Below are 23421 nucleotides of genomic sequence, written 5' to 3'. Positions count from 1 at the left end.
CCGCCCCACGCGCGTTCGGATAGGCGGCGGACGGGTGAGGCATCGGGATCCCGGCGGGGAGGTCGGGCCCCGGACGTCAAAGGCCGGCCGCACGCGCCCGCGGCCGGCTCCCCGCTCAGGACATCACGCCAGGTCGTTCAGGATGATGTTCTCGATGTTCCGCTCGGCGAGCGCCGTGATGGTGACGAAGGGGTTCACCGTGGTGTTGCCGGGGATCAGCGAGCCGTCCATGACGTACAGGCCGGGGTAGCCGTGCAGGCGGCCGTGGTTGTCGGTCGCCTTGTTGAGGACGGCGCCGCCCAGCGGGTGGTACGTGAGGTGGTCGCCCCAGATCTTGTAGACGCCGAAGAGGTCGGTCCGGTAGATCGTCCCCTCCTTCTTGTTGATCTTGTCGAAGATCGTCTTGGCCATGGTGATCGATGACTGCTTCCAGGACGTCTGCCAGCTCAGGTCCACCTTGCCCGTCGCGGCGTTCCAGGAGAACTCCGCGCGGTGCGGGTTCGCGGTGATGGACAGGTAGAACGACGCCCACGTCTCGATGCCGGTCGGCAGCGGCGCGACCTCGGCGAACGCGCCGCCCGCGTCCCAGTTGTCGATGCCGGTGGTGGGCATCGAGGACTGGACGGTGCCCGTCGGGTCCCACAGGTGGTTGGCCCTGCCGCACATGACGTTGCCGTTGTCGCCCCAGCCCTTGCCGACCTCGTTGTTGAGGTTCGGCAGCACGCCGGTCGCCTTCAGCCGCACGAGCAGCTTGCTGGTGCCGACGCTGCCGGCGGCGAAGAACACGCGGTCGGCCGTCACCGTCTTGGTGGCGACGGTGTCTCCCGCGGTGTTGATCTGCTCGACCGTCACGGTGTAGCCGCCGGTCGATGCGGGCGCCACCGAGGTCACCTTGTGCAGCGGCGAGATGGCGACCCGGCCGGTGGCCTCGGCCTGCGCGATGTAGTTCTTCTGCAGGTGCTTCTTGCCGTGGTTGTTGCCGTACAGGACCTCGGCGTTGACCGCCGACTTGGGGACGTTCCCGGCCAGCTCCTGCTCCATGTAGCTCCAGTCGTACACGTTGGGCACGAACACGTACGGGAAGCCCGAACGCTGCGCGTGCTTACGTCCCACCCGGGAGTACTGGTAGCAGGACGCGTTCTCCCACCACGACTGGTTGACGTTGGTGACGCCGAGCCCCGCGTTGGCGCGCGGGTAGTAGACGCTGTACATCTCGCTGGCGTTGACCGAGGGCAGGATCTGCGAGAACCGCGACTGCTGCGGCGTCACCGCCATGCCGCCGTTGACCAGCGAGCCGCCGCCGACGCCGCGGCCCTGGTACACGGTGATCCCGGCGAAGTCCTCGGCGTCCAGGATGCCGGTGTACTTCGGGATGTTCTTGTCGATCGGGAAGCCGAGGAAGTTGCTGAGCGGCTGCTTGGTCTTCGTCCGGAGCCAGTAGGACCGCTGGTCCGGGGTGCGGGTGTTCGCGAAGATCTTGCCGTCGGAGCCCGGGGTGTCCCAGGCCATGCCCATCTCGATCATGTGCACGTCGACGCCCGCCTGGGCGAGCCGGAGGGCCGTGACGGAACCGCCGTAACCCGTCCCGATGACGAGCGCGGGCACGTGCGACCCGGACGCGATGGGCGCGACGGGCGGCGCGGCACTCGCCCGACGCTGCCCGCCGAGCACCGTGGCGGCGCCCAACATAGAACCAGTTCCAGCAAGGAAACCACGGCGCGAAACCTGCAATCTTCGCGCTCTGTACACGCTTTCATCACTCATGTGATGCACCTCACTCCTTTCGAGCTAGAACACGTTCTACCTCCTCTCGTGACGCTCGTCACCACCCAGCCCGCGGCGCGATGTGGCCACCGTCACACCTTGCGGACCGGCCTTGGACCCTCCAAAATGTGACGCCCCTCACGGCGCCCAAAACCCGCGACCCCCACCCGGCACGTGGGCGCCGCCTCACCGCTGTCATTAGGCGATGCGTCTCAAGGACTGAGGAGGGTGAAGCCCTCGGGGGCGCCCGAGGCGCGGAAGACCGTTCTGCGGGCGGCCGCTCCGGCGGTGTGCAGAGAGACCGCCGCGTCTCCGTAGCCTCCCGTCGCGGTGTACAGGACGTCAGCGCGACGGTTCCCGGCCACGTCGGCCACCGCGACGTGGTCGCCGTACCGGACGGCCTCGGAGTCGCCGCCGTAGGCACGCAGTCGAGGGCCGACGCCCGTGGCCGCACCGGGGTAGAGGGCCGTGAACGCGGCGAAGGCCCACAGGCCCGCCAGCAGGTCGCCTCGGCCGTCCCCGGTGACGTCGCCTATCGCGAACGCGCCGGACGCCGCTATGTCGCCGCCCAGGGACGTCACGCGGGGCGTCCCGAAGGCGCCCCCCTCGCTTACCTGTGTGGCGAAGCCGCCGGGCGCGTCGGCGGACGGGGCGTCGGCGCGGACGAGGTCGGCACGGCCGTCGCCGGTGAGGTCGCCGAGCCCGAACCGCAGGGCGCGGGCGGCGGGCGCCGACCACCGGACGGCGGCGGCCATGCGCAGCCCCGCGCGCGATCCGGGGACGAGGGTGAACGGCTGGTCCACGACGGCTCCGGCGGGGCGCGGCAGCCCGTCCGGCGTCTCCTGGGAGGCGACGAGGTCGGTGACGCCGTCGCCGGTGACGTCGGCCGAACCGAGGAACGTGCCGAACCGCTTCAGGCCGTTGGTGAGGCGGCGCGCGCCCTTGGTGGTGAGGCCGTTCCGGCCGCCCTTGAGCACCAGGAGGCCCGCCTCTCCCCTGTCGCTGCGTACGGCGAGGTCGGCGTACCCGTCGCCGTTGTAGTCGCCGGACGTGAGCACGGTGCCGAACCTACGGCTGTCCGGCCGACCCTTGGCGCTGCCGGGACCGTCCTGGTTCGCCGGGAATCCCGGTGCGATCTGCCTTGCCCGTCGGCCGGTGAGGCCCCCGGCCGTCCCGTGGAGCACCACGACCTTTCCGCCCGCCGACACCGCGAGGTCGGCGTACCCGTCGCGGTCGAAGTCGCCGGAGGCGAGCGCCGCCCCGAACCGCTCCTTCGACCGCGACCTGTCCGGCACGCCCGCCGTGTCCCTGGTGAGCGTGCGCCACCGCGTCCCGGGCTTGCGCGCCCCGTCGATGACGACGACACCGCCCGCCCGCTTCCGGCCCTTGACCGTCAGCCCCGGATGCCCGGCGACAAGGTCGACCCGCCCGTCGCCGTTGAAGTCCCCGGGCTTCGCGGGCTTACGCCCCGCCGCGGCGGACCCGGCCACCAAGCCCTCCGCCACGAGCACCGCACCCACAACGACAACCGCCGCCTTCCGCCACCGCATACGCCCTCCAGGGACCGCGCGGCCCTCACGGCCACGTCCGCCCTCCGTCGACGCCCCCACCCCGCCCACAGGTTCACCCAAAAACGCGAAGTTCATCCCCAATCATCCGAATATTCACCACCCACTCCCAGCTCCACACCGCCCCCGCAGACGGCCACCAGTTCGCCATGTTCTCCCACAAAGCCTGCCGCCACCCCGCACCCGACACCGCCGGGAAGGAAGCGCCACACCCGGCTCAAAAGCGCGCGCCAGCGGACGCGGCCGGGAACCCTGCGCCGCGTGTTCTTCCGCGCCGCGGGCAACGCGTGGGCCGAGACCGAACGCGCGCTTCCCCTGATTCGTAAGGACGGATGCGGGTTCTTGATAGACAGAGGTGTCTGCTAGAAAGGGGCGCATGCGGAACGTGGGATGCCTCGTCATGATCGTGATCATGGGCGTGGTGGTGTGGGGTGGCTGGAACCTGTTCTTCTCCGGCAAGGACGACCCGGAGGCCAGCGACAAGCCACTGAAGTCGAACTACGACTACGTCGAGCTGTGCGACCCGAGGGGCCCGAAGTACTTCCCTGAGGCGGCCGCCTACACCGAGCCCGGCCCGCACCTCATCGAGGTCTTCTCCGGCCGGAACTCGGTGCGCGTCGACCCGCCGGACGGCGCCGACCGCTACCCCGCGGTCTGGAACCCCAGGAGCGAGCAGCTCAACGACATCCAGCTCGTCGCCTGCCTCGACGTCGAAGAGGGCGAGCGGGTCGGCGAGTGCACGTTCACCAGCCCGAAGACCGAAACCTTCCCCCTCTACCGCGGCATCTACAACGTCACCCTCTACGAGGCCAAAACCGGCAAGACAGTCACCACCGCATCAGACCTCAAGGGCAAAACCGAGGGCGGATGCCCCTCAATGTCCTTCCGCCGCTCAACCGACAACTCCGGCTTCACCACCCCCATCGACCCCGCCGAACTCCGCCGCACCCTAGCCCAGCACGTCGAGTAACCCCACCCTCCCCACCACCACCGGATCTACCGTCCAAAGTCCACCCAACCCCGGCCTTCCGCGCTCCGGGAGGCCGCCGAACGTGGACCTGCCCCTGCGTGTCCTGAGCCTGGCCCGGACGGGCGCCGCCCGCCAGGGACTCGGCGGCCTCGACGCGGCACGGGACCCGGACGTCCAGGCGTCGCCCGCCATCCGGGCTGGCGGGCGCTCGCCCTGGTCGGGTCTCCGCGAGACCTGACCAGGGCGTCGTCCTCGGGTTGGCGGGAGAATCGGGTCAGTGGGCCGTTCGCGGTGGGTGGGGCCTTCTGCGCAGCGCCGGGTCGGCGATGGACGGTGGGGTGTAGTAGGCGTCGTCGGGGTTGAGGTCGGTGCCCGGTGGGACGATCTGGTCGATGCGGTCCAGGACGTCGTCGGTGAGGATCGTGTCGACGCCCTCCAGGAGGTCGGTGAGCTGGTCCAGGGTGCGGGGGCCGAGGATGACCGAGCTGACCGCGGGGTGGGCGAGGACGAAGGCGGTGGCCAGGTGCGGGAGCCTCAGCCCCGCGTCGTCGGCGAGCTGGTGGAGCTGAGTGGCGGCCTCCAGTTTGCGGACGTTCGCCGGGTTGGTCTGGTCGTATTTGTGGGCTTCCAGGACGGTGCGGCCGCCGTCGGCCTGTACGCCCTTCATGGTGTGCCTGCCCGACAGCCAGCCCGCGCTGAGCGGCCCCCAGGTGAGGACACCCATCCCATGGCGTTGGGCCGCGGGGAGCAGGTCGGCCTCGACGCGGCGCGCGAGCACCGAGTAGGGCGGCTGCTCGGTACGGAAGCGCACATGCCCACCGCGTTCGGCCGCCCACCGGGCCTCCACAAGCAGGTCGGCGGGGAAGGTGGAGTGCCCGATGAGGCCGACCTTGCCCGAGCGCACCAGATCAGAGAGGGCGGCGAGAGTCTCCTCCATCTCGGTGCCGGGGTCGGGCCGGTGCATCTGGTAGAGGTCGATGTGGTCGGTGTCCAGTCGGCGGAGGCTGTCCTCGACGGCGCGGACGATCCAGCGTCGCGACCCGCCGCCGCTGTTGGGGTCGAAGCCGGTGGGGTGGAAGAACTTGGTGGCCAGGACGACGTCGTCGCGGCGGCCCTTGAGCGCTTTTCCGACGAGGCGTTCGGACTCGCCGTTCGAGTAGACGTCCGCGGTGTCCACCAGGTTGATCCCCGCGTCCAGCGCGGTGTGGACGATCCGGACGACGGCGTCCTCGTCGGCGTTGCCCCAGGGGCCGAGCATCATCGCGCCGAGGGCGAACTCGCTGACCGACACCCCGGTGCCGCCGAGTTTCCGGTACCTCATGTGTTCCTCCCCGCGACCGGACCGTCCGCCCCCACCCTGAGCCGCCATTCGACGTCGTAGACGTTCAGGGCCGATCTCACCGCCGCCTGGTCGACGTCCTCGCCGGTGTGGACGATCACGACGGGGGAGCCGTCCTCGACGACGGCTTCCACGGCGTCGATGTGCGGCAGTCCTTCGAGGGCCCCGCTGAGCGCATCGCGGGCGGCCTCAGCCCGTAGCGTCGGTTTGTGTGGTTTGCCGATCGCGGTGACCGGCAGGGAGTCGCGGATCGTCACCGCCTTGGGCGCCGCGGCTCTGTCGGCGACGTGTCGGGCCGCCCAGACCTTCAGGTCCGCGCCGGTGACGGTGGCCGCGGGAACCAGGGTGACGAAGGCGACCGGGACCTCACCGGCGTGGTGGTCCGGGCGGCCGACCGCCGCGGCGCCGGTGACCGCGGGGTGCGCGAGCAGGACGTCCTCGATCATCGCGGGGTCGATGTTGTGGCCGCCGCGGATGATCAGGTCCTTGGCGCGTCCGGTGAGGTGTACGTAGCCGTCCTGGTCGATGCGGGCCAGGTCGCCGGTGTCGAGCCAGCCGTCGACGAGTCTGCCCTGCCCGTCGAGCACCGGCCCCTGCGCGTCGTGTCCGGTGACGTATCCGGGGAACACCGTCGGGCCCTTGATCACCAGCAGGCCGACCTCGCCCGCCGGCAGGTCGGTCCAGGTGCCGTCGGGTTCGACTCGGACGATCTTGACCTGCTGGTAGGGCATCCGCTGGCCGATGGATCCGGGCCTGGGGTGGCGCAGGAAGCCGCGCACGCTGGCGCACGTCGCTTCGGTCAGTCCGTATCCCTCGATCAGCGGGATGCCGGTGTTGCCCACGAACGCGTCGCGTACGGCGGGCGGGAGCGCGGCGGCCCCCACCGCGGCCGCCCGCATGCTGGAGATGTCGGCGTCGACGGGAACCCGCGCCAGGACCTGGTAGACGGTGGGGACGGCGCTCATGGTCGCCACCTGGAAGTGCTCGACGATCTCCCAGAACCGCGGGTAGAGCTGGGCGTCGCGGTAGCCGTCTGGTCCGGCCCAGACCACCTGGTGGCCGCGCAGGAGCGGTGCGAGCAGGGTGACGATGAGGGCGTTGACATGGAAGAGGGGCAGGCCCGCGAAGGCGACCGAGTGCTGGTCGAGGGTGGTGTTGGCGGCGACCATCCAGGCGTTGACGACCTGGTTGGCGTGGGTGTGCGCGGCCAGTTTGGGCAGTCCGGTGGTACCGCCGGTGTGGAAGATCGCGGCCAGGTCCGCGGCCGTGGGCGGGGTGCCGGTGAACCGGTCGGTGCGGATCGTGCTCCGTTCGTCCAGGTAGGCCACCAGGGCACCGTCGACGAGGGGCGGGGACGGTGGCCGCCCCGTGGCGCCGGTGGGCCGCAGAGCCAGCACGGCGTCCACCGTGCCGCCGCGTGCCAGCCCGAGCGCCACTCGCCAGGCCGCCGGGTCGAGTTCCGGCCCGGCCGCGATCAGGATCCGGGCGCCCGTGCGCACCAGGAGTTCGCGGATGTGTTCTGGACTCATGCCCGGGTTGACCGGCACGGCGATGCCGGCGGTCTGCGCCGCGATCGTGGCGGCCAGCAGTTCCCGGCAGTTCGGGGACAGCAGGCCGACCGTGCCGCGACGTCGCAGTCCCAGTTCGTGCAGCGCGTTCGCCACCGCGTTCACCTCGGCTCGCAGTCGCCCGAAGGTGACGCTGGTGTGTGCTTTCCAGTCGTCGGCGTTCGGGAGCACCGCCACGGCGGTCCGGTCGGGCCATAGTTCCGCGGCCCGTTCCAGCACGTGGTAGGTCGTCTCCGGCAGGTTACGCTCGGCGAGCGGGACCGCCTCGATGGCGGCCAGGTCCGCCGGGGCCTCGTAGCGGGCCGGCCACTGGAGCGCCGTCATCGCGGGCACCGCACGGCCGTGCGCGGGGTAGGTGGTTCGAAGGACATCACACTGATCCTTTTCGTTCTGCGGTAAGGGACGTCTCATGGGCGGCAGGACCCCGTGGGCGCACGCGACGAGGCTCGAAGGTCGAGGACTCCGGCGATCCCCGAGCATGGGTAGCGTCCTGCCGTCGGCCCGGTCGGCCGCGTCGGCATCTCGGCCGTCCGACGGCCTCAGGTGCAGCCGGATGAGTCGGCTACACCGATCAAGCGGTGCCTTCCTCAGGCGAGAGCTCGCTCACCATGCCGCGCATCGCGGCTGCCATCAGGTCGAAGATGCGGCGGAACACCGCCGCGTCCGCGTCGACCTGGCGTGCGATGAACGCGCCGTCCATCAACACCATGAGCAGGCGGCTGAGGTCGTCGAGGATCTGGCCGCGCCGGGCCTCGGGCAGGTCGGGCAGATGGTTGGTCATCGCCTCGGCGATCACCGCGCGGCCGCGCTCTCGGACGTCGACGGCGGTCTGCAGCAGTGCCGGGTCCTCGTCGCCGCGCTCAAGGATGAGAATCAACAGAAGCCGGATGAACAGGGGGTTCGACTCGAAGGAGTCGGCCAGCCGTCGCAGGGCCTGGGCGGGTGTGGGCTGGCCGGTGAGCACGTCGAGTTGTTCGAAGAACTCGTTGCTGGCGTGGTCGACGACGGCGGCCAGCAGCCCTTCCTTACTGCCGAAGGCGTGGTAGATCGATGCCGCGTTGGCTCCCGCCGCTTTGGCGATGCTGTTGATGCCGGTCGCGGAGTAGCCCTGCGAGGCGAAGAGTTCGGCTGCCGCTTTGATCGCTGCCGCACGCGTGGCCGAACCCCGCAGACGACGCCCGTCGATCTTGGGGTTCTCGCCGGGCTTCTCTGATGGTGACACCTGCTCAGGGTAGGGGATCAGCGAGATCATGATCGCCTGATGGGGTTGTCCAGGCGCCCGATCCCGGAGATGCCGACCGAGAAGGTGCCGTCGATCGTGCTCAGGTCCAGATGGCGGATCGTCGGGTAGCGGTCGGGCGCGGCGGGTTGGAACGCGGTCCCGAAGTGGACGATGTCGCCGGGTTCAAGGGTCATGTGCCGCGACAGGTGGGCGAGTGCGGCCTGGATGGTGAACGTGAGGTTGCGGGTGGAGTCGGTGAGCACGAGTTCTCCGTTCAGTCGGCCTTCGATGTCCAGGTCGTTGGGATCGGCGACCTCCTCACGGGTGACCAGCCACGGCCCCATCGGCGCGAAGGTGTCGCAGCCCTTGGAGCGTGCGTGGTAGGTCAGGTAGACCGAGTGGTCGTCCTCGCCGTGGCGGCGGCGCCAGCCGAGGTCGGATCCGATCGGGCCGGGCAGGACCAGTTCCATGCTGTCGCGGTCCTTGAGGCCGGGCGAGGTGATGTCGTTGATGATGGTGAAGCCGAACACCGCGTCCAAGGCGGTGTCGGGGGCCAGGTCGCGTGAGCGGGTGCCGATGATCGCGGCGAGTTCGGGTTCGGGGTGGGTGAGGCCGTACTCGGCGGGCACCACGATGGGTTCCCGGTGACCGGTCAGCGCCGAGGGCGGTTTGAGGAAGTAGGCGGGCTCGACGGGTGCCCGGTGCGCGAACCGGGCTCCGAGTCTGTTGTTGACCGCGACACCCACGATCTTTGATGGCCGCGGTGACGGCGGCAGCCAGCGGACCCGGCGAGACCCAGCCGGGATGTCAGCGGCGGCGCTGGCGGAGCTGATGGCGGGGGCGTCGACGGAGACATCGAGGATGGTGTGTTCGGGTGCCGGCCGCGCGAGCTTCGCCCGCAAGGACGGCAGCAGCGAGCCGGAATGTGCGATGACGGTCTGCATGTCCAGGTCGTCTCGGCCGAGGAGGAGGGCCGCGTCGACGACGACGTCCTCGTCTCCCCGGACGGCCAGGCGCGGGCGGCCCTTGATGATGACGTTGGCAAGTCTCATCGATGCTCCTAGAAGCTTCCTTCGGGCAGCGCGACCCCGGCCAGGTGGGCTCCGACGGTTTGTGCCGCGGTGTCGTAGTCGGAGTAGGCGTGCGCCGCACCGGCGTGGATGTCGCGCCACAGGCGCTGCATGGTGCTCTCGTCGCGGACGGCGCCGCCTCCCGACGCCTCGAACAGCCGGTCGACCGCGCGCACGCACAGGCGGGTGGCATACGCCTGGTTGCCGCGCCATTCGACCAGGTCGTCCCAGGTCACCGGCTCGGATGAGACGGCCCGGGCCCGCATGCGCTCCCAGTCGTGTTCCAGCAGCCGGGCGGCGCAGCGCACTTCGTGCGTCGCTTCGGCCAGGCGCACCAGGGCGGGTGTCGACTGGGTGGCCCTGGTGCCGGTGTAGGCCCGCACGCGGGTGGAGAGCCGCTGCCGGTAGAGGTCGAGGAGCGCCTCTGCGGCGCCCAGACCCACGGCGGCGAAGCCGAGGGAGAAGACCGGCATGAACGGCAGGGTGAACAGCGACGCCGGGTGGGTCCCGAATCCCTTGGCCGTGCCGATGTTCAGGCCGATCACCGATTCGATCCGGTGGTCGGGGACAAAGACCTCGTCCATCACCAGGTCCTGACTGCCGGTGCCCCTGAGCCCCATCACATGCCAGGTGTCCTCGATGGTGTAGTCGCCCCGCGGTATAACGGCGAAGTGCGGCTCGGGTTCGCCCGCGGCCCCGGGCATCCTGAATCCGACGATCGCCCAGGTCGCGTGCTCGCAGCCACTGGACCAGCTGTACCGTCCGCTGAGGCGGATGCCGCCGGTGGCCGGGGTGGCCACACCCATCGGCGCGACGCTCGAGCAGACCAGCGCGCCGGGGTCGGCGCCCCACACCTCGTCCTGGAGCCGGGGGCTGAAGTTGGCGAGCGGATGCGCGTGCGCGGCGAGCAGGGACACCGCCCACGCGGTCGATGTGCAGGCTCCGGCCAGCAGCCGGGTCGCCTGGGACAGCTCGTGCGGGCTGACCTCCAGGCCGCCGTACTTGGCGGGGACGAACGCGCGCAGATACCCGGCCTCGCGCAGCTCCGCGATGGTCTGGTCGGGGACGCGCCGGAGTCGTTCGGTCTCGGGGGCGCGCTCGGCGATGGCGGGTAGCAGTTCGCGGATGCGGTCGCTGAGGGTGGTGGCGGTGGACATGGTGCGTCCCGCCTTTCTGGTCGGTGTCTTCATGTGGGTGTCGCCGGCGTCGTCAGGAACCGATGAGGATCGCCCAGGCGATGGCCAGCACCAGGACAAAAATGGTGAAGGCGAGGATGTTGAGGTCGGCGGACCGGGCCCGTCCAAAGACGCGCAGCTTGATCGGCTGGTAGCCGTTGGGGTCGGCGAGCGTGCCCCCGTACAGCCGCCTGGTCGCGGCGGCGGCGAAGAAGCCCCCGTAGACGCACAGCGCGATCGCCGCCGTCAGGTGCGCGCGCCAGACGGCATGGTCCAGGGGAAGCCACAGCAGTCCCAGCGACACCGCCCCGAGCGCGGCATAGCTGGAGACCTGCCACACCACGTGGTATCTGGCGTGCCCGGTCCACAGCGGGTTGGTGGCGTGGGTGCGGTTGAAGTCGGCGAGCACCGGGATCAGGCTGAAGCCGAGCACCGCGACGGTCAGCAGGACGCGCGCGATCGTGAACATGTCACGGGCTTCCGTTGAGGAGCGCGGGGACCTGGCCGAAGACGACCGAGACGTCACGGCGTACGAACCGCCAGGTGCCGTCCGCGGCGCGCAGGTACTCGTCGTCGTAGTCGGCGATCATCACCGGTGACAGCGGGCGTGGCCGGGTGCCCTGCGCGGCGTGCAGGTTCAGCACGCATGTGCCGCGGGCGCGGCCGGCGTCGAGGTCGACGGTCCGCACGTGCAGGTTGGTGAACAGGTGCCGGGACGTTCGGGGGCCCGTCGAGCGCCGCCGGTCGTAGAACTCGGCGATCTGCGCGCGGCCGCGCAACCGGGCGATCGCACCGAGCGAGTAGCTGCCCTCGGGGATGAACAACTCGGCGACCCCCTCGCCGTCCCGGTGGTCGACCCTGAAGGCGAACTCGGCGATCAGCGCCTCGATCTGCGGGCGTGTCCGTGCGCTCACATCCATGCCATGTGCCTCTCCTGTTCCAGCAGGCCGTCGTTGGGAAGCCAGCCGCGCGGCGCCCGCAGCGAGGTGAAGCGGCTCTCGTGATAGGCGAGCGCGTCGCCCTCCCGGTGGTCCAGGCCGACGACGCGGCCCAGGAACAGCGAGTGGTCGCCGCCGTCCAGGCGCTCCCACGGCTCGCAGAACAGGCGGGCGAGTGACCCTGCCACCGAGGGCGTCGGGCCCTCGGCCCAGGCGATCGCCAGGTTCGGATCGGCCCCGGCGAAATGCCGGGCGACGGCGATCTGGTCCGCGCCGAGGATGTTGACGGCGAACGGGTGCCCCGGCAGCAGGGCGTGACTGCGGGAGGAACGCGCGACACAGACCAGGATCAGGGGCGGGGCCAGCGACACCGACGTGAACGAATTGACCGTGATCCCACGCGGCCCGTCGGGGCCGGCATAGGAGACCACCACCACGCCCGTCGCGAACCGGCTCACACACCGGCGCATCGCCAGCGGATCGACCGCCGCCGCGCCGGTCGACCGTAGCCGCTCGACCCCCCGCGCTGTGGGTTCAGGTACTTTTGTCATGGCAGAAACTTTATAGATCGCTCTAGAAGATAGTCAACCACTACTTTGCCAGGGCCACGAATCCCGGAGCGCCGAGATCAGCCAGGCGTTCCATGTCGACAAGCTCGACCTCTGAGACCTCATCGCGACCGTGCCACCAACGCCCACCGACACCCGTGGCAGCAGACGAGACGTCCAGCCACAAGATCAAAACCCCACACCGGCCAGTCGAAGGGTTAACAGGGGCGATGCCTGGGAGAGACCGAGGTCGCCGGATCACACCGATCGCTCTCGGGACGTCTCACTTCGCGTCCGGGTGTGCCGGTTGCACGTCGCCCTCAGGCGAGCCACGTCGTGCCGTTGCCCTGGCACGGATCGGTGACAAGCCGGTGCCGGACGGATTCCCACTCGGGCTGTGGCTTTCCTGGCAGCGCAAGTACCGAAAGAGAGGAGGGCTGTCTCCCTCGGTGGTCATGACCGAGGGGCTTTTCCCCGAGTCTGTTCCTCTTGTGAATTGGCGGCGCTGGTCCACGTGGCGTCGAGCTAAAAAGGGTCTCGACGCTCCGCGACGAGGGCCGAACACGCCTGGCGGGCGCTCCGACCAGAGCGTCCGCCAGCGCGTGGACATGGCCTCCATGCGATCACAGATTTCGCGATCATGGAGGTTTCTACTATTTCGCTACCATCGATGGTGGCGAGCCGTGCCACCGAAGCCATGGAGGTGCAGGGCGGGTTAGAGGTCGAGGGAGCGGCCGATGATCTCCTTCATGATTTCGGTGGTGCCGCCGAAGATGGTTTGGATTCGGACGTCCTGGTAGGCCTTGGCTATGGGGTATTCGGTCATGTAGCCGTAGCCGCCGAAGAGTTGGAGGCAGCGGTCCACGGTGCGCTTGAGGAGTTCGGTGTTCCACCATTTGAGCATGGCGGCGTCTTCGGGGGTGAGGGAGTGGGTGGTGTCGGCCAGAATGCACTTGTCGGTGAAGGAGCGGGCGACCGTGAGTTCGGTTTTGATTTCGGCTAGGACGAAGCGGGTGTTCTGGAACTTGCCGATGGGGCGGCCGAAGGCGGTGCGGGTCCTGCAGTACTCGACGGTCTTCTCGAAGGCGTCCTCGGCGGCGGCCAGGGCCGTCGCGCCGATGGAGAGGCGCTCGCGGGCCAGGTTCTGCATCAGGTAGATGAAGCCCATGCCCTCGTCGCCGAGGAGGTTCGCGGCCGGGACGCGCACGTTGTCGAAGAACAACTCGGCGGTGTCCTGCGCGTGCATGCCGATCTTGTCGAGGTTGCGGCCGCGCTCAAAACCGGGCATGCCGCGCTCGACGACGAGGAGTGACACGCCGCGCGCGCCCGCCTCCGGGTCGGTCTTGGCGACGACGATCACCAGGTCGGCGAGGATGCCGTTGGAGATGAAGGTCTTGGAGCCGTTGAGGACGTAGTCGTCGCCGTCACGGAGCGCCGTGGTCTTGATGCCCTGCAGGTCGGAGCCGGCGGCGGGCTCCGTCATCGCGATGGCGGTGATGATCTCGCCGGAGCAGTATCCGGGGAACCAGCGCCGCTTCTGCTCGTCGTTGGCGAGCTGGCGCAGGTAGCCGCCGTTGATGTCGTTGTGGACGGCCCAGCCGGGGCCGTGGATGCCCGCCTTGGCGAGCTCCTCGTTGAAGACCACGTAGTAGCGGTAGTCGTCGTTGCCGCCGCCCCCGTGCTCCTCGGGCATGTCGATGCCGAGCAGGCCCGCGCGCCCGGCGGCGAGCCAGACCTCGCGGGAGACGATGCCGTCCTTCTCCCACTGCTCGTGATGGGGCGCGCACTCCTTCGCGATGAAGGCGCGCACCATGTCGCGGAATGCCTCGTGCTCCTCGGTGAAGATCTCGCGCGCCATGGAAGCCACTCTCCTGTAAGTACGTACCGACTTACAGGAGGGTACCAAGGCCGCCACGCCGACTAGAACGTGGCTCGGTTCACCGGCGCGCCGCCCCGATCACCCCACCGTAAGACGGCTCCGCGTGCTCACCACCTGGCGTGACTCGGGAAAGGTGTACCACCCGCGCCACTCGATGCCGCGCCTGATCTGCCGGACCAACACCCCGCACAGCACGTCCTGACGGCCCGGGAACGCCGCCGCGAGGGTGTCGTCCCGGTCGGTGAGGTAGCGGCGCAGGAAGGCGACGGCACGGGTGAAGTCGGCGTAGTCGCGCCGGTAGACGTCGGCGGAGAAGGTGTGCTCCCAGCCGCCGATCTCCCGGGTGAGGAGGTACGGCAGCGGCCCGGGACGTTCCTCGTCCTGCGCGACGGTCTCCACACACGGCCCGGCGACGACCTGGAACCCGGCCGGGAGCAGCCGCGCCTGCACGTCCACCCCGGCCATCCGCCAGCCCCGGACGGCGAGCGGCCCGTGCGGCGGGTCGTCGAGCGTGAACGACAGGTCGTCGGCCCTGATGACGACGTCGGGCCTGGCGAGTTCCAGCATCCGGAACCTTCCAAAGGATCGGCTTTTGCCGGGATTGTATGCCGCGGTGGGTCGCCGCCGCGGGGCTCAGCCGTCCAGTGCCGCGGGGATCACCTCGACGTGGTGCAGCGCGCCGTCCCGGTGCACGGCGAGGGTCAGCGCCGCGCCGATCCGCTCCCCGCCGAGGTGGTCGTACAGGACCGCGCGGCCGGAGATCTCGACCCCGTTGACGGCCAGGAGCGCGTCGCCGACCCGCAGCCCGGAACCGGAGCCGACACGGGTGACGACCTGGCGCTTCACCGTCCGCCCGTCGATCTCCACGTGCCGTTCGGCGATCGCGACGCCCAGCGACGCCCGCGCGACCCTGCCGTGCGCGACCAGCTCGGCGGCGACCACGGCGACGGTCTCGGCCGGGACGGCGAAGCCGATGCCCGCCCCGTCCCGCCGGATCGCGGTGTTGACGCCGAGGACCCGGCCGCGCGCGTCCACAAGCGGCCCGCCGGAGTTGCCGGGGTTGATCGCGCAGTCGGTCTGCAGGACGCGTTCCAGCGAGCGCACCCCGTCGCGGGTCGGCAGCGAGCGGGCGAGGCCGCTGACGATGCCGAGCGACACCGACTCGGGGAACAGCCCGAGCGGCGAGCCGAGCGCGAGGCACAGCTCGCCGAGCCTGGCGGGTTCGGCGCGCAGGTCGAGGTGGGACGGCGGCGGTTCGTCGAGCCGCAGCACGGCGAGGTCGGTCAGCCTGTCGTGCCCGACGATCTCGGCGGTCCGCGCGGGACGGCCCGGCAGGTCCGCGACGATCTGGCCGCCGTCCTCGATGACGTGGTGGTTGGTGACGACGTGCCCCGCGGCGTCGATGACAAAGCCGGAGCCGAACGCCGTACCACGCTCGGCCTTGAGGGTGAGCGCCACGACGGACGGGAGCACCCGCTCGGTGAGCGCGGCGAGCTCGTCGCTGAAGGCGGCGAGACTCATACGGTCACCGCGTCCTCGTCGTCCTCGAAGGACTTCTCGCCGCTGAAGTCGGCCTGGAGTTCGTCGTCGAAGCGGTCGGCGAGCTCACCGATGGCGTCGCACGCGTAGGAGAGGTTCTCGACGGTGAGGGTGTCGGCGAGCAGCTCGGTGCTCATGATCACGTCGCCGTCGTCGGTGACGAAGACCTTGGCCTGCAGGATGCGCGCGTTGATCGAGTTGAGCGCCTTGAGCAGGGCGCGGCCGCCCGCCGCGTTGCGCAGGAGGATCGACCAGACGCGCACGATGTGCGGGTTGTCGCCCCTGTCCACGACGTCCACGTAGTAGAGGGCGCTGCCCCGGCGGACCGGGATGGATCCGTCCTTGTCGACGGAGAGGGGCCCGTCGAGCTGGAGCATCTCCGTGACGAGCTTCTCGACATAAGCCTGGATCATTGCGATCGGTGCCATGGCGGGATTCTCCCGGAAGGACCGCAAGAAATCAGGCTTTCTCGACGGCCCGGCGCGCCGCTCACTTGAGCCGGGCGACCGCCTCGTCGATCCGCTCGTCCGTCGCGGTGATCGCGACCCGCACGTGCCGCCCGCCCGCGGGCCCGTAGAACTCGCCGGGCGCGACGAGGACGCCCAGCTCGGCCAGGTAGGCGACGGTCTCCCAGCAGGGCTCGTCACGCGTGGACCACAGGTACAGGGACGCCTCGGAGTGGTCCACCCTGAAGCCGTGGCCTTCCAGCGCGGCCTTCAGTGCCGTCCGGCGGCGTGCGTAGCGGGCGTGCTGCTCCACGAAGTGCTCGTCATCGCCGTAGGCGGCCGTCATGGCCGCCTGGACGGGAGCGGGCACCATCATCCCGGCGTGCTTGCGGATCTCCAGCAGCCGCCGGACGATCGCGGGGTCGCCGGTGACGAACCCGGCCCGGTACCCGGCGAGGTTGGACCGCTTGGACAGCGAGTGGATCGCCAGCAGCCCCTCGTGTGAGCCGCCGGACACGTCGGGGTGCAGGATCGAGACGGGCCTGGGCCCCTCCCACACCAGCTCGATGTAGCACTCGTCGCTGACGACGGGCACCCCGCGCTCCCGAGCCCACGAGACGACCTTGCGCAGGTGCTCGACGGGCAGGACACGCCCGGTCGGGTTGGACGGCGAGTTCACCCAGATCAGCTTCGGCACGACCGGGCCGAGCGTAAGCAGGCCGTCGGAGGCGACGCCGGTGGCCCCGGCGATGCGCGCGCCCACGTCGTAGGTCGGGTAGGCCAGTTCGGGGAAGACGACGGTGTCGCCGGGCCGCACGTCGAGCAGCTTCGGCAGCCACGCGACGAGTTCCTTGGTGCCGATCACCGGCAGCACCGCGTCGGGCGCGACGGTGACGCCGAGCGAGCAGGCCAGCCAGCCCGCGACGGACTCACGCAGCGCGGGCGTGCCCCACGTCTGCGGGTAGCCGGGCGAGTTGGCCGCCTCGACGAGCGCGCGCTGGGCGACCTCGGGGACGGGGTCCACGGGCGTCCCGACCGACAGGTCCACGATCCCACCGGGGTGTGCCAAGGCCGTCCGCTTGTACGGTTCGAGCCGGTCCCAGGGGAAATCGGGCAGATCCATCGGTGATGCTCCTAGAAAAGAGGAAAAAGCTCCCGCCCCGCGGCCTCGCCTGGGCCGCGACACGGGAGCCGTGGCGTCTTACTCGCCCTGCGGGGGCAGCGCGGCGACGATCGGGTGGTCACGCTCGATCTTGCCGACCTTGGACGCCCCGCCGGGGGCCCCCATGTCGTCGAAGAACTCCGTGTTGACCTTGTAGAAGTCCTTCCACTGATCCGGAAGGTCGTCCTCGTAGTAGATGGCCTCCACGGGGCACACGGGCTCACACGCACCACAGTCGACGCATTCGTCCGGGTGGATGTAGAGCTGGCGCTGCCCCTCGTAGATGCAGTCGACCGGGCACTCCTCAATGCATGCCTTGTCGAGAACGTCCACGCAAGGCTGCGCGATGACGTAGGTCACGCCGTACTCCTCTCAGTACTTCCCCGGCCCCGCCGTCAGCCACGGCTCACCGTAAGCTTGTGGGCAATAGTATTGCTGGCGCAGGGCAGTCTTTTCGACGTGGGGGTACCCACTTGTCATCCCAGTTCGCCGCGCGTCTTGCCGTGACCGTCACACCAGCGGACGTCGGCAGGCGGGTTTCGCTGCGCCGACGCCTCCCCACCGGAGAGTACTCCGATGTCGTCGGGGTGTTGGAGTCGTGGGCCGACGGGGTGCTGCGGGTGCGGCGGCGCACCGACGAGGTCGTCGAGGTGCCCGCCGCGATCCTCGCCGCGGGCAAGGTCGTGCCGCCCGCGCCGCCGCGCAGGCCGCGCTAGTCCTCGCGCCGCTTCGGGAACTCCGGCAGCGCCTCGGGCAGGTCGCGCGAGACGGCCATCGGGAACTCCGCGGGCCGCTTCTCCAGGAACGACTTGATGCCCTCGGCGGCGTCGGCGGCCTGGCCGAGCGCGGCCATCAGCTTCGAGTCGCTGGCGTGCGCCTGCCACGGCGTCTCGGCTGACAGGCCCGCGTACATGAGCCTCCTGATCGACGCGACGGCTACCGCCGAGGTGTTCTCGGCGACCTCCTTGGCGAGCGCGTAGGCGGTCGGAAGCAGTTCCGCCGGGGGGACGACGCGGGAGACGAGCCGTCCGGCGAGCGCCTCGGAGGCGGGGAAGACCCGGCCCGTCATCGCCCACTCCATCGCCTGGGAGATCCCGACGACGCGCGGCAGGTACCAGGACGAGGCGGCCTCGGTGACGATCCCGCGCCGGGCGAAGACAAAGCCGAACTTCGCGGTGTCGGAGGCGATCCGGACGTCCATCGGCAGCGTCATGGTCGCGCCGACGCCCACGGCCGGGCCGTTCACCGCGGCGATCACCGGCTTGAGGCAGCGGGCGATCCGCAGGACCACGGTGCCGCCGCCGTCGCGGGGCGTCTTGCCGTCGGCGAGGGTGTCCTCGTCGGCGAACATGTCGAGGGCCTTCTCGTGGTTGAAGGTGTCCGCGCCGCCCTCCAGGTCGGCGCCCGCGCAGAAGGCGCGGCCCGCCCCGGTGACGACGACGGCGCGCACCGCGTCGTCGGCGTCGATCCGGTCGAAGGCGTCCAGGGTCTCCAGCCGCATCGTGTTGGTGTAGGCGTTGAGCCGCGCGGGCCGGTTGAGGGTGATCGTGGCGACGCCCTCGTCGACCTCGTAGCCGATCTCCGTGTAGCTCATGGGTCCCCGCCTTCTCGCGCGTGATGTCGAATCTGATTCTAGGACGGGGTCGCGCCGGGTGTCCGGACAGCCCCCGCCAGGTCGCATTGGTCGGATATCTTCGCTGCATGAACTGGTCCGTGGCGACATATGACTCCGCCTTCGGATATGTCTCAGCCCACGGCGCCCCCCTCATCGACCTGCTCGACCCGCAGCCGGGCGAGCGCGTCATCGACCTGGGCTGCGGGGCGGGCCTGCTCACCGCCGAGCTGCACGCGCGCGGCGCCAACCCGCTCGGCATCGACGGCAACCCGCTGCTCATCGCGCAGGCCACCGTCAACTTCCCCGAGCTGTCGTTCGCGCTGGGCGACGCGCACGACTTCACCGTCTCCGACCCCTACGACGCGGTGATCTCCATGTCGGCGCTGCACTGGATGGCGCGCGACCCCGACGCGGTGATCGCCCGCGTCTACTCGGCGCTGCGGCCCGGCGGGCGGTTCGTCGCGGAGATGGGCGGCGCGGGCAACTGCGCCGAGCTGATCGCCGCGATGCAGACGGCCTGGCGCGAGTTCGGGCTGACCGAGCCGGAACTGCCCTGGTACTTCCCGACCCCCGCCGGGTACGCGGCACGGCTGGAGGAGGCCGGGTTCACCGTCCGGATCCTCGAGTACTTCGACCGTCCGACCCGGATGACCGAGGGGCCCAACGGCGCCGCCGACTGGGTGCGGGTGTTCGCCGCCGAGCCGCTGCGCGAGGTGCCCGCCGAGATCACGCCCGCGCTGCTGGCCCGGGTGAACGACCTGGCCGCCCCGGCGCTGCGCCGCGAGTCCGGCTGGGTCGCCGACTACGTCAGGCTCCGCTTCGCCGCCGTCCGCAAGGCGGGCGGCACCCCTCCCCCGGCCGCCACGATCCCGACCCTGGGCCTGCTGTAGGCGACGGCGTCGGGTCGTATCGCTAGAGGGTGCCGATGGCTCGGGGGAGGTCCAGGGCGAGGATCTGGTCGAGCTGGAGGGCCGTCTCCAGCCTGGCGCCCGGCGGGATCGTGACGTCCTCGGTGAGCCGGTCGAGGAGGGTCAGGGCGGCCGGGGTGTCGAGATCGTCGCAGAGGGCGGCGAGGGTGCCTTCGGCGTAGGCGGGGGCCGGGGCTTTGGACGGTTCGGTGGCCCAGCGGGCGAGCGCGCGCCGCCAGCGGTCGAGGGTTCCGGCGTGAACGGCCAGGTCATCGGGGGTGATCTCGACCTCGTCGGCGTAGTGGCGGGCGAAGAGGGCGAGGCGGAGGGCCAGGGGATCGCCGGGGACGTCCGACGGCGCCGTCCAGGGGCCGCAGACGACGTCGCCGCCCGACGTGACGTTTCCCACACTCAACGCCCCCGGGAGGGGGTCTCCGGCGTCCAGCGGAGGGATGTTCCAGGGCGTGTGGTCCGCGTCCTGAGCTGCGGTGGACAGCGTCGGCCTGCGCAGCCGGGGGGCCAGCCGGCGGAGCAGATCGGCGGTGAGGCAGACGCGCAGGTCACCGGGCACTTGGACATAGAGTCTCAGGGGCCCGGACCGGACTCCGACGACCTGTCCGGTCCGGGCCTCACGTAGTCGCAGCATGTCCCCACCTTACGCGCGGGTGATCTTCCGTCGGCGCCCGGTGATCTCCCGGCCCCCGAAGTGATGTCAGAGGCGGTTGGTAGCCTCCGGTTCTCATGAGGAACACAGCGCAATCGGGCGGCCTGGACGGGCACGGCGCGGCCGTGCCCGTCACCGCCGAGAGCCAGCCGGACCTCTGGCTGCTGGTCCAGGACACCGCGGCCAGGCTCGGCGTCGCCGCGCCGGAGGCGGTCGGCCTCCACCCGCGGGCCGAGGTCACCGCGGCGCCCGGCGTCCTGCTGCTCGGCCTCCCGCACGTGCTCGGCCTGCCCGCCGACGAGCTCGCCGCCGTCGTCGCGCACGAGCTGGCCCGGCCGCAGGCCGTCGCCTCCCGGCCGCTCGCCTTCCACGCCGGGGGACGCGCCTCCGTCACCGAGGCCCTGGTCGTCTCGCCCGAGTCGGTCGCCTCCGCGCTCGTCCACGCCTCCTATCTGGCGTTCACCTTCGAGCGGTTCGTCCTGCAGTACGTGGGGCCGCTGGCCGCCGCCGGGTGGTACCCGGTCGACCTCTGGGACGCGTGGCGCGCGGGCCGCGTCCAGCGCGAGCGGGCGGCCCGTCCGGTGCCGCTGCGGCCCCTGCCCGTCGAGGTGGAGGCGGGGTTCGCCAAGGCGCTGGCCGAGGGCCTGGCGAGCGCCGCGCCACCCGAGATGTGTCCGGTGTCGGCCGGGTGCCCCACGTCGCAGCGGCTGGCCGCCGCCGTCCGCCGGGAGCCCGCCGGGCTGCGCGGCGTCACGTTCGACGGCGTGGACGAGACGGTGTGGGAGGACGCGGCGGCCCGGTGCGCGGTGCGGATCCGGGGCGCGGCGGCGGAGTTCCTCGGGCATCCGGTGGTGCTGGGCGCGGACGTCGTCGCGCTGGTCCGTCAGGGCAGGGCGGCGGACATCCTGCGCAAGGCGGGCGCGGAGTCGCCCGAGCTGTTCCCGGTCGGGCGGGTCCTCGGGCCGCTGCTGGGCGACGCGCTGCGCCGTCGCGGCTACCGGCCCGAACACGTGCTCGCCCAGCACGTCATGGTCGGCCCCGGCTTCGACCGGATCGACACGGCGGCGCTCATCGACCCGGTGGAGGGCGGCGGGGAACCGTCCGCGCTGCTGGTCGACCTGCTGTCCTGAGATGTCGGAGCATGCGCACGGCATGAACCGGCACGATTTCTCGGAGTGACCACGCGGGGCCGCCGGGGTGCTTAGGCTCCCCGGCATGCGTCCCGCACTCGCCTGCCTCCTGCTGACGACAGCCTGCACCAACGCGGCGGCCGGGATCTTCCAGCCGTCCGGCACCGCGCCCCCCGCGCCCGACCAGCGGCCCGCCGTCCTCGCCGCCTACCTGGACTTCCACCGGGCCTTCCAGACGGCGCTGGGCGGCAACGACACCTCGGGGCTCGGCGCGGTCACCGTCGAACCGCTCACGTCCCGGCTGGACGGCGTGGTGCGGGCGCAGGCGCGGCGCTCGGTCGTCCGGCGCACGCACACCGCGCTGAACCCGTCGGTCGCGTGGATCAAGGGCGGGACGGCGCTGGTCGCCGACTGCGTCAGCTCGCCGGGGTTCACCACCTTCGACGCCGCCTCCGGCAGGCGCCGCCCGCCGGGGCCACGGCCGGAGCAGGCCGTCCTGCACACGCGGCTCGTCCTCGACGGGACGTGGAAGGTCGCGTCCGTCAGGGCGGAGGGCACGTGCTGAGTGCGCTCGCTTTGATCCTGCTGCCCGTGCAGCCCTCCGAGCCGGTCTGCGACACCGGGTCCGTGATCACCTGCCTGGAGACCCTCTCGGATGGCGGCGTAGGCGGACGGCCTCGCTCCGCGCCCGTCAGGAACGTCGCCGCCTGTCCGGAGGCGGCCGACTACTGCGGCACCGCGCTCGTCGACACGCCGCTGATCACCACCGCCGACCTCGTCGGGATGGCCAAGGCCGCGCTCCGGCTTCCGCTGCCCCGCCCCCGGACGGCCCCCGCGCCCAGGACCCTGGTCAACATGCCCACCGACCTGGTCGTCCAGGACGGCCTGTGGCGCACCCGCAGGGCGTCGGCGGCCGTCGCGGGCAGGCGGGTCGAGCTCGTCGGACGGCCTACGCGGATCGTCTGGGACCTCGGCCCCGAAGGGCGCAAGGCGTGCCTTCCGCGCGCGCGCTGTGTCCACACCTGGACGCGCGCGTCAGGTGACCCACTGCGCGTCGTCGCGACGGTGGAGTATCGGGTGGCGTGGCGCTGCACCGGCGGATGCGACGAGGCTTCCGGCGAGCTCTCCGTGCCCGCGTCGGGGACGACATCGGTCGTCGTGCACGAGGCCCAGACGCGAACAGGCAGGTGAGCCAGCTTGGACACCCCCAAAGATCGGTAATTTGTCGCGCCCTCCCCCTTGGCAACGCCGCGCACCCGCGCGACTCTGAATTGTCACGGGGAAGGGGCGTTCCATGGACTATGGGGCGGAAGTGGCCGACTGCGGGCCGTACGTGCTCGTCAACGTGCACGGGGAACTCGACGTGGCGTCCGAGCCGTGGTTCCGGGGGGCGCTGCTCGAATCGATCGGCTTCGGGGACAGGGCCGTCATCGTGGACATGCGGCAGGTGCGGTTCTGCGCCGCCGCAGGGCTGAACTCGATCGTCGCGACCCAGCGGATGACCCGGGGACTCGGCCCCGGCGTGGCGGTGGCCGGGGCGATCCCGCGCGTCCGCAAGACGTTCGAGATCACCCGGCTGGACAAGGTGATCCCCCTGTACGACACCGTCGCCGAAGCCGTACAGGGGTTGATCGGACAGCGTTAGGGGTCAGCCCTTCTGCTGGTTGCCGGGGGTCGTCGAAGAACCCTGCGCGCTCTTGGGCCTGCGCGCCCCGCCCCGGCCGCGCAGCGGAACCCCGTTGTCGACGAGGAGGCGGTGCACGGCGCCGTAAGAGCGGCCCGTCTCAGCGGCGAGCTGCCGGATGCTGCGCCCTTCCTGGTAGCCCTCGGCGATCTCCTTCGCGAGCTTCTCACGACGCTCTCCGGACAGGCGCTCGCCCTTCTTCACGGCTTCGGACATGGTGTCCTCCTCCTGG

27 protein-coding genes are annotated in these 23421 nt (G+C 70.9%); 8 read left to right on the top strand and 19 right to left on the bottom strand.

Annotation, left to right across the window (positions count from 1 at the left end):
• Positions 1 to 123 precede the first annotated feature (123 nt).
• Together LO762_RS02080 and LO762_RS02075 are read right to left on the bottom strand one after the other, a co-directional pair.
• Positions 124 to 1689 (bottom strand): GMC oxidoreductase, encoded by a 1566-nt coding sequence (locus tag LO762_RS02080; RefSeq protein ID WP_230611944.1) that lies wholly within the window; start codon positions 1687 to 1689, stop codon positions 124 to 126.
• A 287-nt stretch (positions 1690 to 1976) separates the two neighbouring features.
• Entirely contained in the window at positions 1977 to 3314 is a 1338-nt protein-coding gene (locus LO762_RS02075; protein ID WP_230611943.1) for a VCBS repeat-containing protein, read from the bottom strand.
• A gap of 394 nt (positions 3315 to 3708) precedes the next feature.
• On the opposite strand from LO762_RS02075, the gene LO762_RS02070 reads away from it, so the two are divergent.
• Together LO762_RS02070 and LO762_RS02065 are read left to right on the top strand one after the other, a co-directional pair.
• A complete protein-coding gene (locus LO762_RS02070; RefSeq protein WP_230611942.1) occupies positions 3709 to 4302 on the top strand; it encodes a hypothetical protein in 594 nt (197 codons plus the stop codon).
• A gap of 82 nt (positions 4303 to 4384) precedes the next feature.
• Complete coding sequence (locus LO762_RS02065; protein WP_230611941.1) at positions 4385 to 4540, top strand: hypothetical protein; 156 nt, start codon at positions 4385 to 4387, stop codon at positions 4538 to 4540.
• Positions 4541 to 4576: 36 nt separating this feature from the next.
• Here LO762_RS02065 and LO762_RS02060 read toward each other — a convergent pair whose 3' ends face one another.
• From LO762_RS02060 to fdxA, 14 genes are all read right to left on the bottom strand, one after another.
• Positions 4577 to 5623: an aldo/keto reductase gene (locus LO762_RS02060; RefSeq protein ID WP_230611940.1), complete on the bottom strand. Its 1047-nt coding sequence runs from the start codon at positions 5621 to 5623 to the stop codon at positions 4577 to 4579.
• On the bottom strand, positions 5620 to 7533 hold the full coding sequence (locus LO762_RS02055; RefSeq protein WP_230611939.1) for an acyl-CoA synthetase: 1914 nt from the start codon (positions 7531 to 7533) through the stop codon (positions 5620 to 5622). Before LO762_RS02055 ends, LO762_RS02060 begins: the two co-directional genes overlap by 4 nt.
• A 247-nt stretch (positions 7534 to 7780) precedes the next feature.
• Positions 7781 to 8431, bottom strand: coding sequence for a TetR/AcrR family transcriptional regulator (locus LO762_RS02050; protein WP_230611938.1), 651 nt, complete (start codon positions 8429 to 8431; stop codon positions 7781 to 7783).
• A gap of 26 nt (positions 8432 to 8457) precedes the next feature.
• A complete protein-coding gene (locus LO762_RS02045) occupies positions 8458 to 9483 on the bottom strand; it encodes a fumarylacetoacetate hydrolase family protein (protein WP_230611937.1) in 1026 nt (341 codons plus the stop codon).
• 8 nt (positions 9484 to 9491) lie between these two features.
• Positions 9492 to 10658 carry a flavin-dependent monooxygenase gene (locus LO762_RS02040; protein WP_230611936.1) on the bottom strand — a complete coding sequence of 389 codons (1167 nt, stop codon included), beginning with the start codon at positions 10656 to 10658 and terminating at the stop codon, positions 9492 to 9494.
• A gap of 52 nt (positions 10659 to 10710) precedes the next feature.
• Positions 10711 to 11145: a DUF6640 family protein gene (locus LO762_RS02035; protein WP_230611935.1), complete on the bottom strand. Its 435-nt coding sequence runs from the start codon at positions 11143 to 11145 to the stop codon at positions 10711 to 10713.
• A gap of 1 nt (position 11146) precedes the next feature.
• A complete protein-coding gene (locus LO762_RS02030) occupies positions 11147 to 11596 on the bottom strand; it encodes a nuclear transport factor 2 family protein (RefSeq protein WP_230611934.1) in 450 nt (149 codons plus the stop codon).
• A complete protein-coding gene (locus LO762_RS02025) occupies positions 11587 to 12165 on the bottom strand; it encodes a flavin reductase family protein (RefSeq protein WP_230611933.1) in 579 nt (192 codons plus the stop codon). The genes LO762_RS02030 and LO762_RS02025 overlap by 10 nt, the downstream gene beginning before the upstream one ends.
• Before the next feature lie 712 nt (positions 12166 to 12877).
• A complete protein-coding gene (locus LO762_RS02020; protein ID WP_230611932.1) occupies positions 12878 to 14020 on the bottom strand; it encodes an acyl-CoA dehydrogenase family protein in 1143 nt (380 codons plus the stop codon).
• Positions 14021 to 14119: 99 nt separating this feature from the next.
• Entirely contained in the window at positions 14120 to 14608 is a 489-nt protein-coding gene (locus LO762_RS02015; protein ID WP_230611931.1) for a DUF2617 family protein, read from the bottom strand.
• A 66-nt stretch (positions 14609 to 14674) separates the two neighbouring features.
• Complete coding sequence (locus LO762_RS02010) at positions 14675 to 15562, bottom strand: S1C family serine protease (RefSeq protein WP_230611930.1); 888 nt, start codon at positions 15560 to 15562, stop codon at positions 14675 to 14677.
• Positions 15559 to 16008 (bottom strand): YbjN domain-containing protein, encoded by a 450-nt coding sequence (locus tag LO762_RS02005; protein WP_230611929.1) that lies wholly within the window; start codon positions 16006 to 16008, stop codon positions 15559 to 15561. The genes LO762_RS02010 and LO762_RS02005 overlap by 4 nt, the downstream gene beginning before the upstream one ends.
• A 61-nt stretch (positions 16009 to 16069) precedes the next feature.
• Complete coding sequence (dapC, locus tag LO762_RS02000) at positions 16070 to 17149, bottom strand: succinyldiaminopimelate transaminase (protein ID WP_230611928.1); 1080 nt, start codon at positions 17147 to 17149, stop codon at positions 16070 to 16072.
• A gap of 78 nt (positions 17150 to 17227) precedes the next feature.
• A complete protein-coding gene (fdxA, locus tag LO762_RS01995; protein ID WP_230611927.1) occupies positions 17228 to 17548 on the bottom strand; it encodes a ferredoxin in 321 nt (106 codons plus the stop codon).
• A 143-nt stretch (positions 17549 to 17691) separates the two neighbouring features.
• Between fdxA and LO762_RS01990 the strand changes: the two genes are divergently transcribed.
• Positions 17692 to 17904, top strand: a complete 213-nt coding sequence (locus LO762_RS01990; RefSeq protein WP_230611926.1) for a hypothetical protein — start codon at positions 17692 to 17694, stop codon at positions 17902 to 17904.
• Here the strand turns inward: LO762_RS01990 and LO762_RS01985 are convergent.
• Positions 17901 to 18782, bottom strand: coding sequence for an enoyl-CoA hydratase-related protein (locus LO762_RS01985; protein WP_230611925.1), 882 nt, complete (start codon positions 18780 to 18782; stop codon positions 17901 to 17903). The two genes, LO762_RS01990 and LO762_RS01985, sit on opposite strands and share 4 nt — an antisense overlap.
• Before the next feature lie 107 nt (positions 18783 to 18889).
• On the opposite strand from LO762_RS01985, the gene LO762_RS01980 reads away from it, so the two are divergent.
• Positions 18890 to 19693 carry a trans-aconitate 2-methyltransferase gene (locus tag LO762_RS01980; RefSeq protein WP_230611924.1) on the top strand — a complete coding sequence of 268 codons (804 nt, stop codon included), beginning with the start codon at positions 18890 to 18892 and terminating at the stop codon, positions 19691 to 19693.
• Between the two features lie 22 nt (positions 19694 to 19715).
• On the opposite strand, the gene LO762_RS01975 is transcribed toward LO762_RS01980, so the two are convergent.
• Complete coding sequence (locus tag LO762_RS01975; RefSeq protein WP_230611923.1) at positions 19716 to 20282, bottom strand: hypothetical protein; 567 nt, start codon at positions 20280 to 20282, stop codon at positions 19716 to 19718.
• Positions 20283 to 20452: 170 nt separating this feature from the next.
• Here LO762_RS01975 and LO762_RS01970 point away from each other — a divergent pair, with 170 nt between their 5' ends.
• The 4 genes from LO762_RS01970 to LO762_RS01955 all read left to right on the top strand — a co-directional run bounded on the left by LO762_RS01970 (position 20453) and on the right by LO762_RS01955 (position 23150).
• Positions 20453 to 21505, top strand: coding sequence for a hypothetical protein (locus LO762_RS01970; RefSeq protein ID WP_230611922.1), 1053 nt, complete (start codon positions 20453 to 20455; stop codon positions 21503 to 21505).
• 85 nt (positions 21506 to 21590) lie between these two features.
• Positions 21591 to 22070: a hypothetical protein gene (locus tag LO762_RS01965; RefSeq protein ID WP_230611921.1), complete on the top strand. Its 480-nt coding sequence runs from the start codon at positions 21591 to 21593 to the stop codon at positions 22068 to 22070.
• Positions 22064 to 22696: a hypothetical protein gene (locus LO762_RS01960; RefSeq protein ID WP_230611920.1), complete on the top strand. Its 633-nt coding sequence runs from the start codon at positions 22064 to 22066 to the stop codon at positions 22694 to 22696. The genes LO762_RS01965 and LO762_RS01960 overlap by 7 nt, the downstream gene beginning before the upstream one ends.
• Positions 22697 to 22799: 103 nt before the next feature.
• Positions 22800 to 23150 (top strand): STAS domain-containing protein, encoded by a 351-nt coding sequence (locus LO762_RS01955; protein ID WP_230611919.1) that lies wholly within the window; start codon positions 22800 to 22802, stop codon positions 23148 to 23150.
• A 3-nt stretch (positions 23151 to 23153) separates the two neighbouring features.
• On the opposite strand, the gene LO762_RS01950 is transcribed toward LO762_RS01955, so the two are convergent.
• A complete protein-coding gene (locus tag LO762_RS01950; protein WP_230611918.1) occupies positions 23154 to 23405 on the bottom strand; it encodes a helix-turn-helix domain-containing protein in 252 nt (83 codons plus the stop codon).
• Positions 23406 to 23421 lie beyond the last annotated feature (16 nt).

Source organism: Actinocorallia sp. API 0066 (assembly GCF_020991275.1).
Classification (GTDB): domain Bacteria; phylum Actinomycetota; class Actinomycetes; order Streptosporangiales; family Streptosporangiaceae; genus Actinocorallia.
This window is presented reverse-complemented; position numbering and strand designations above follow the sequence as displayed.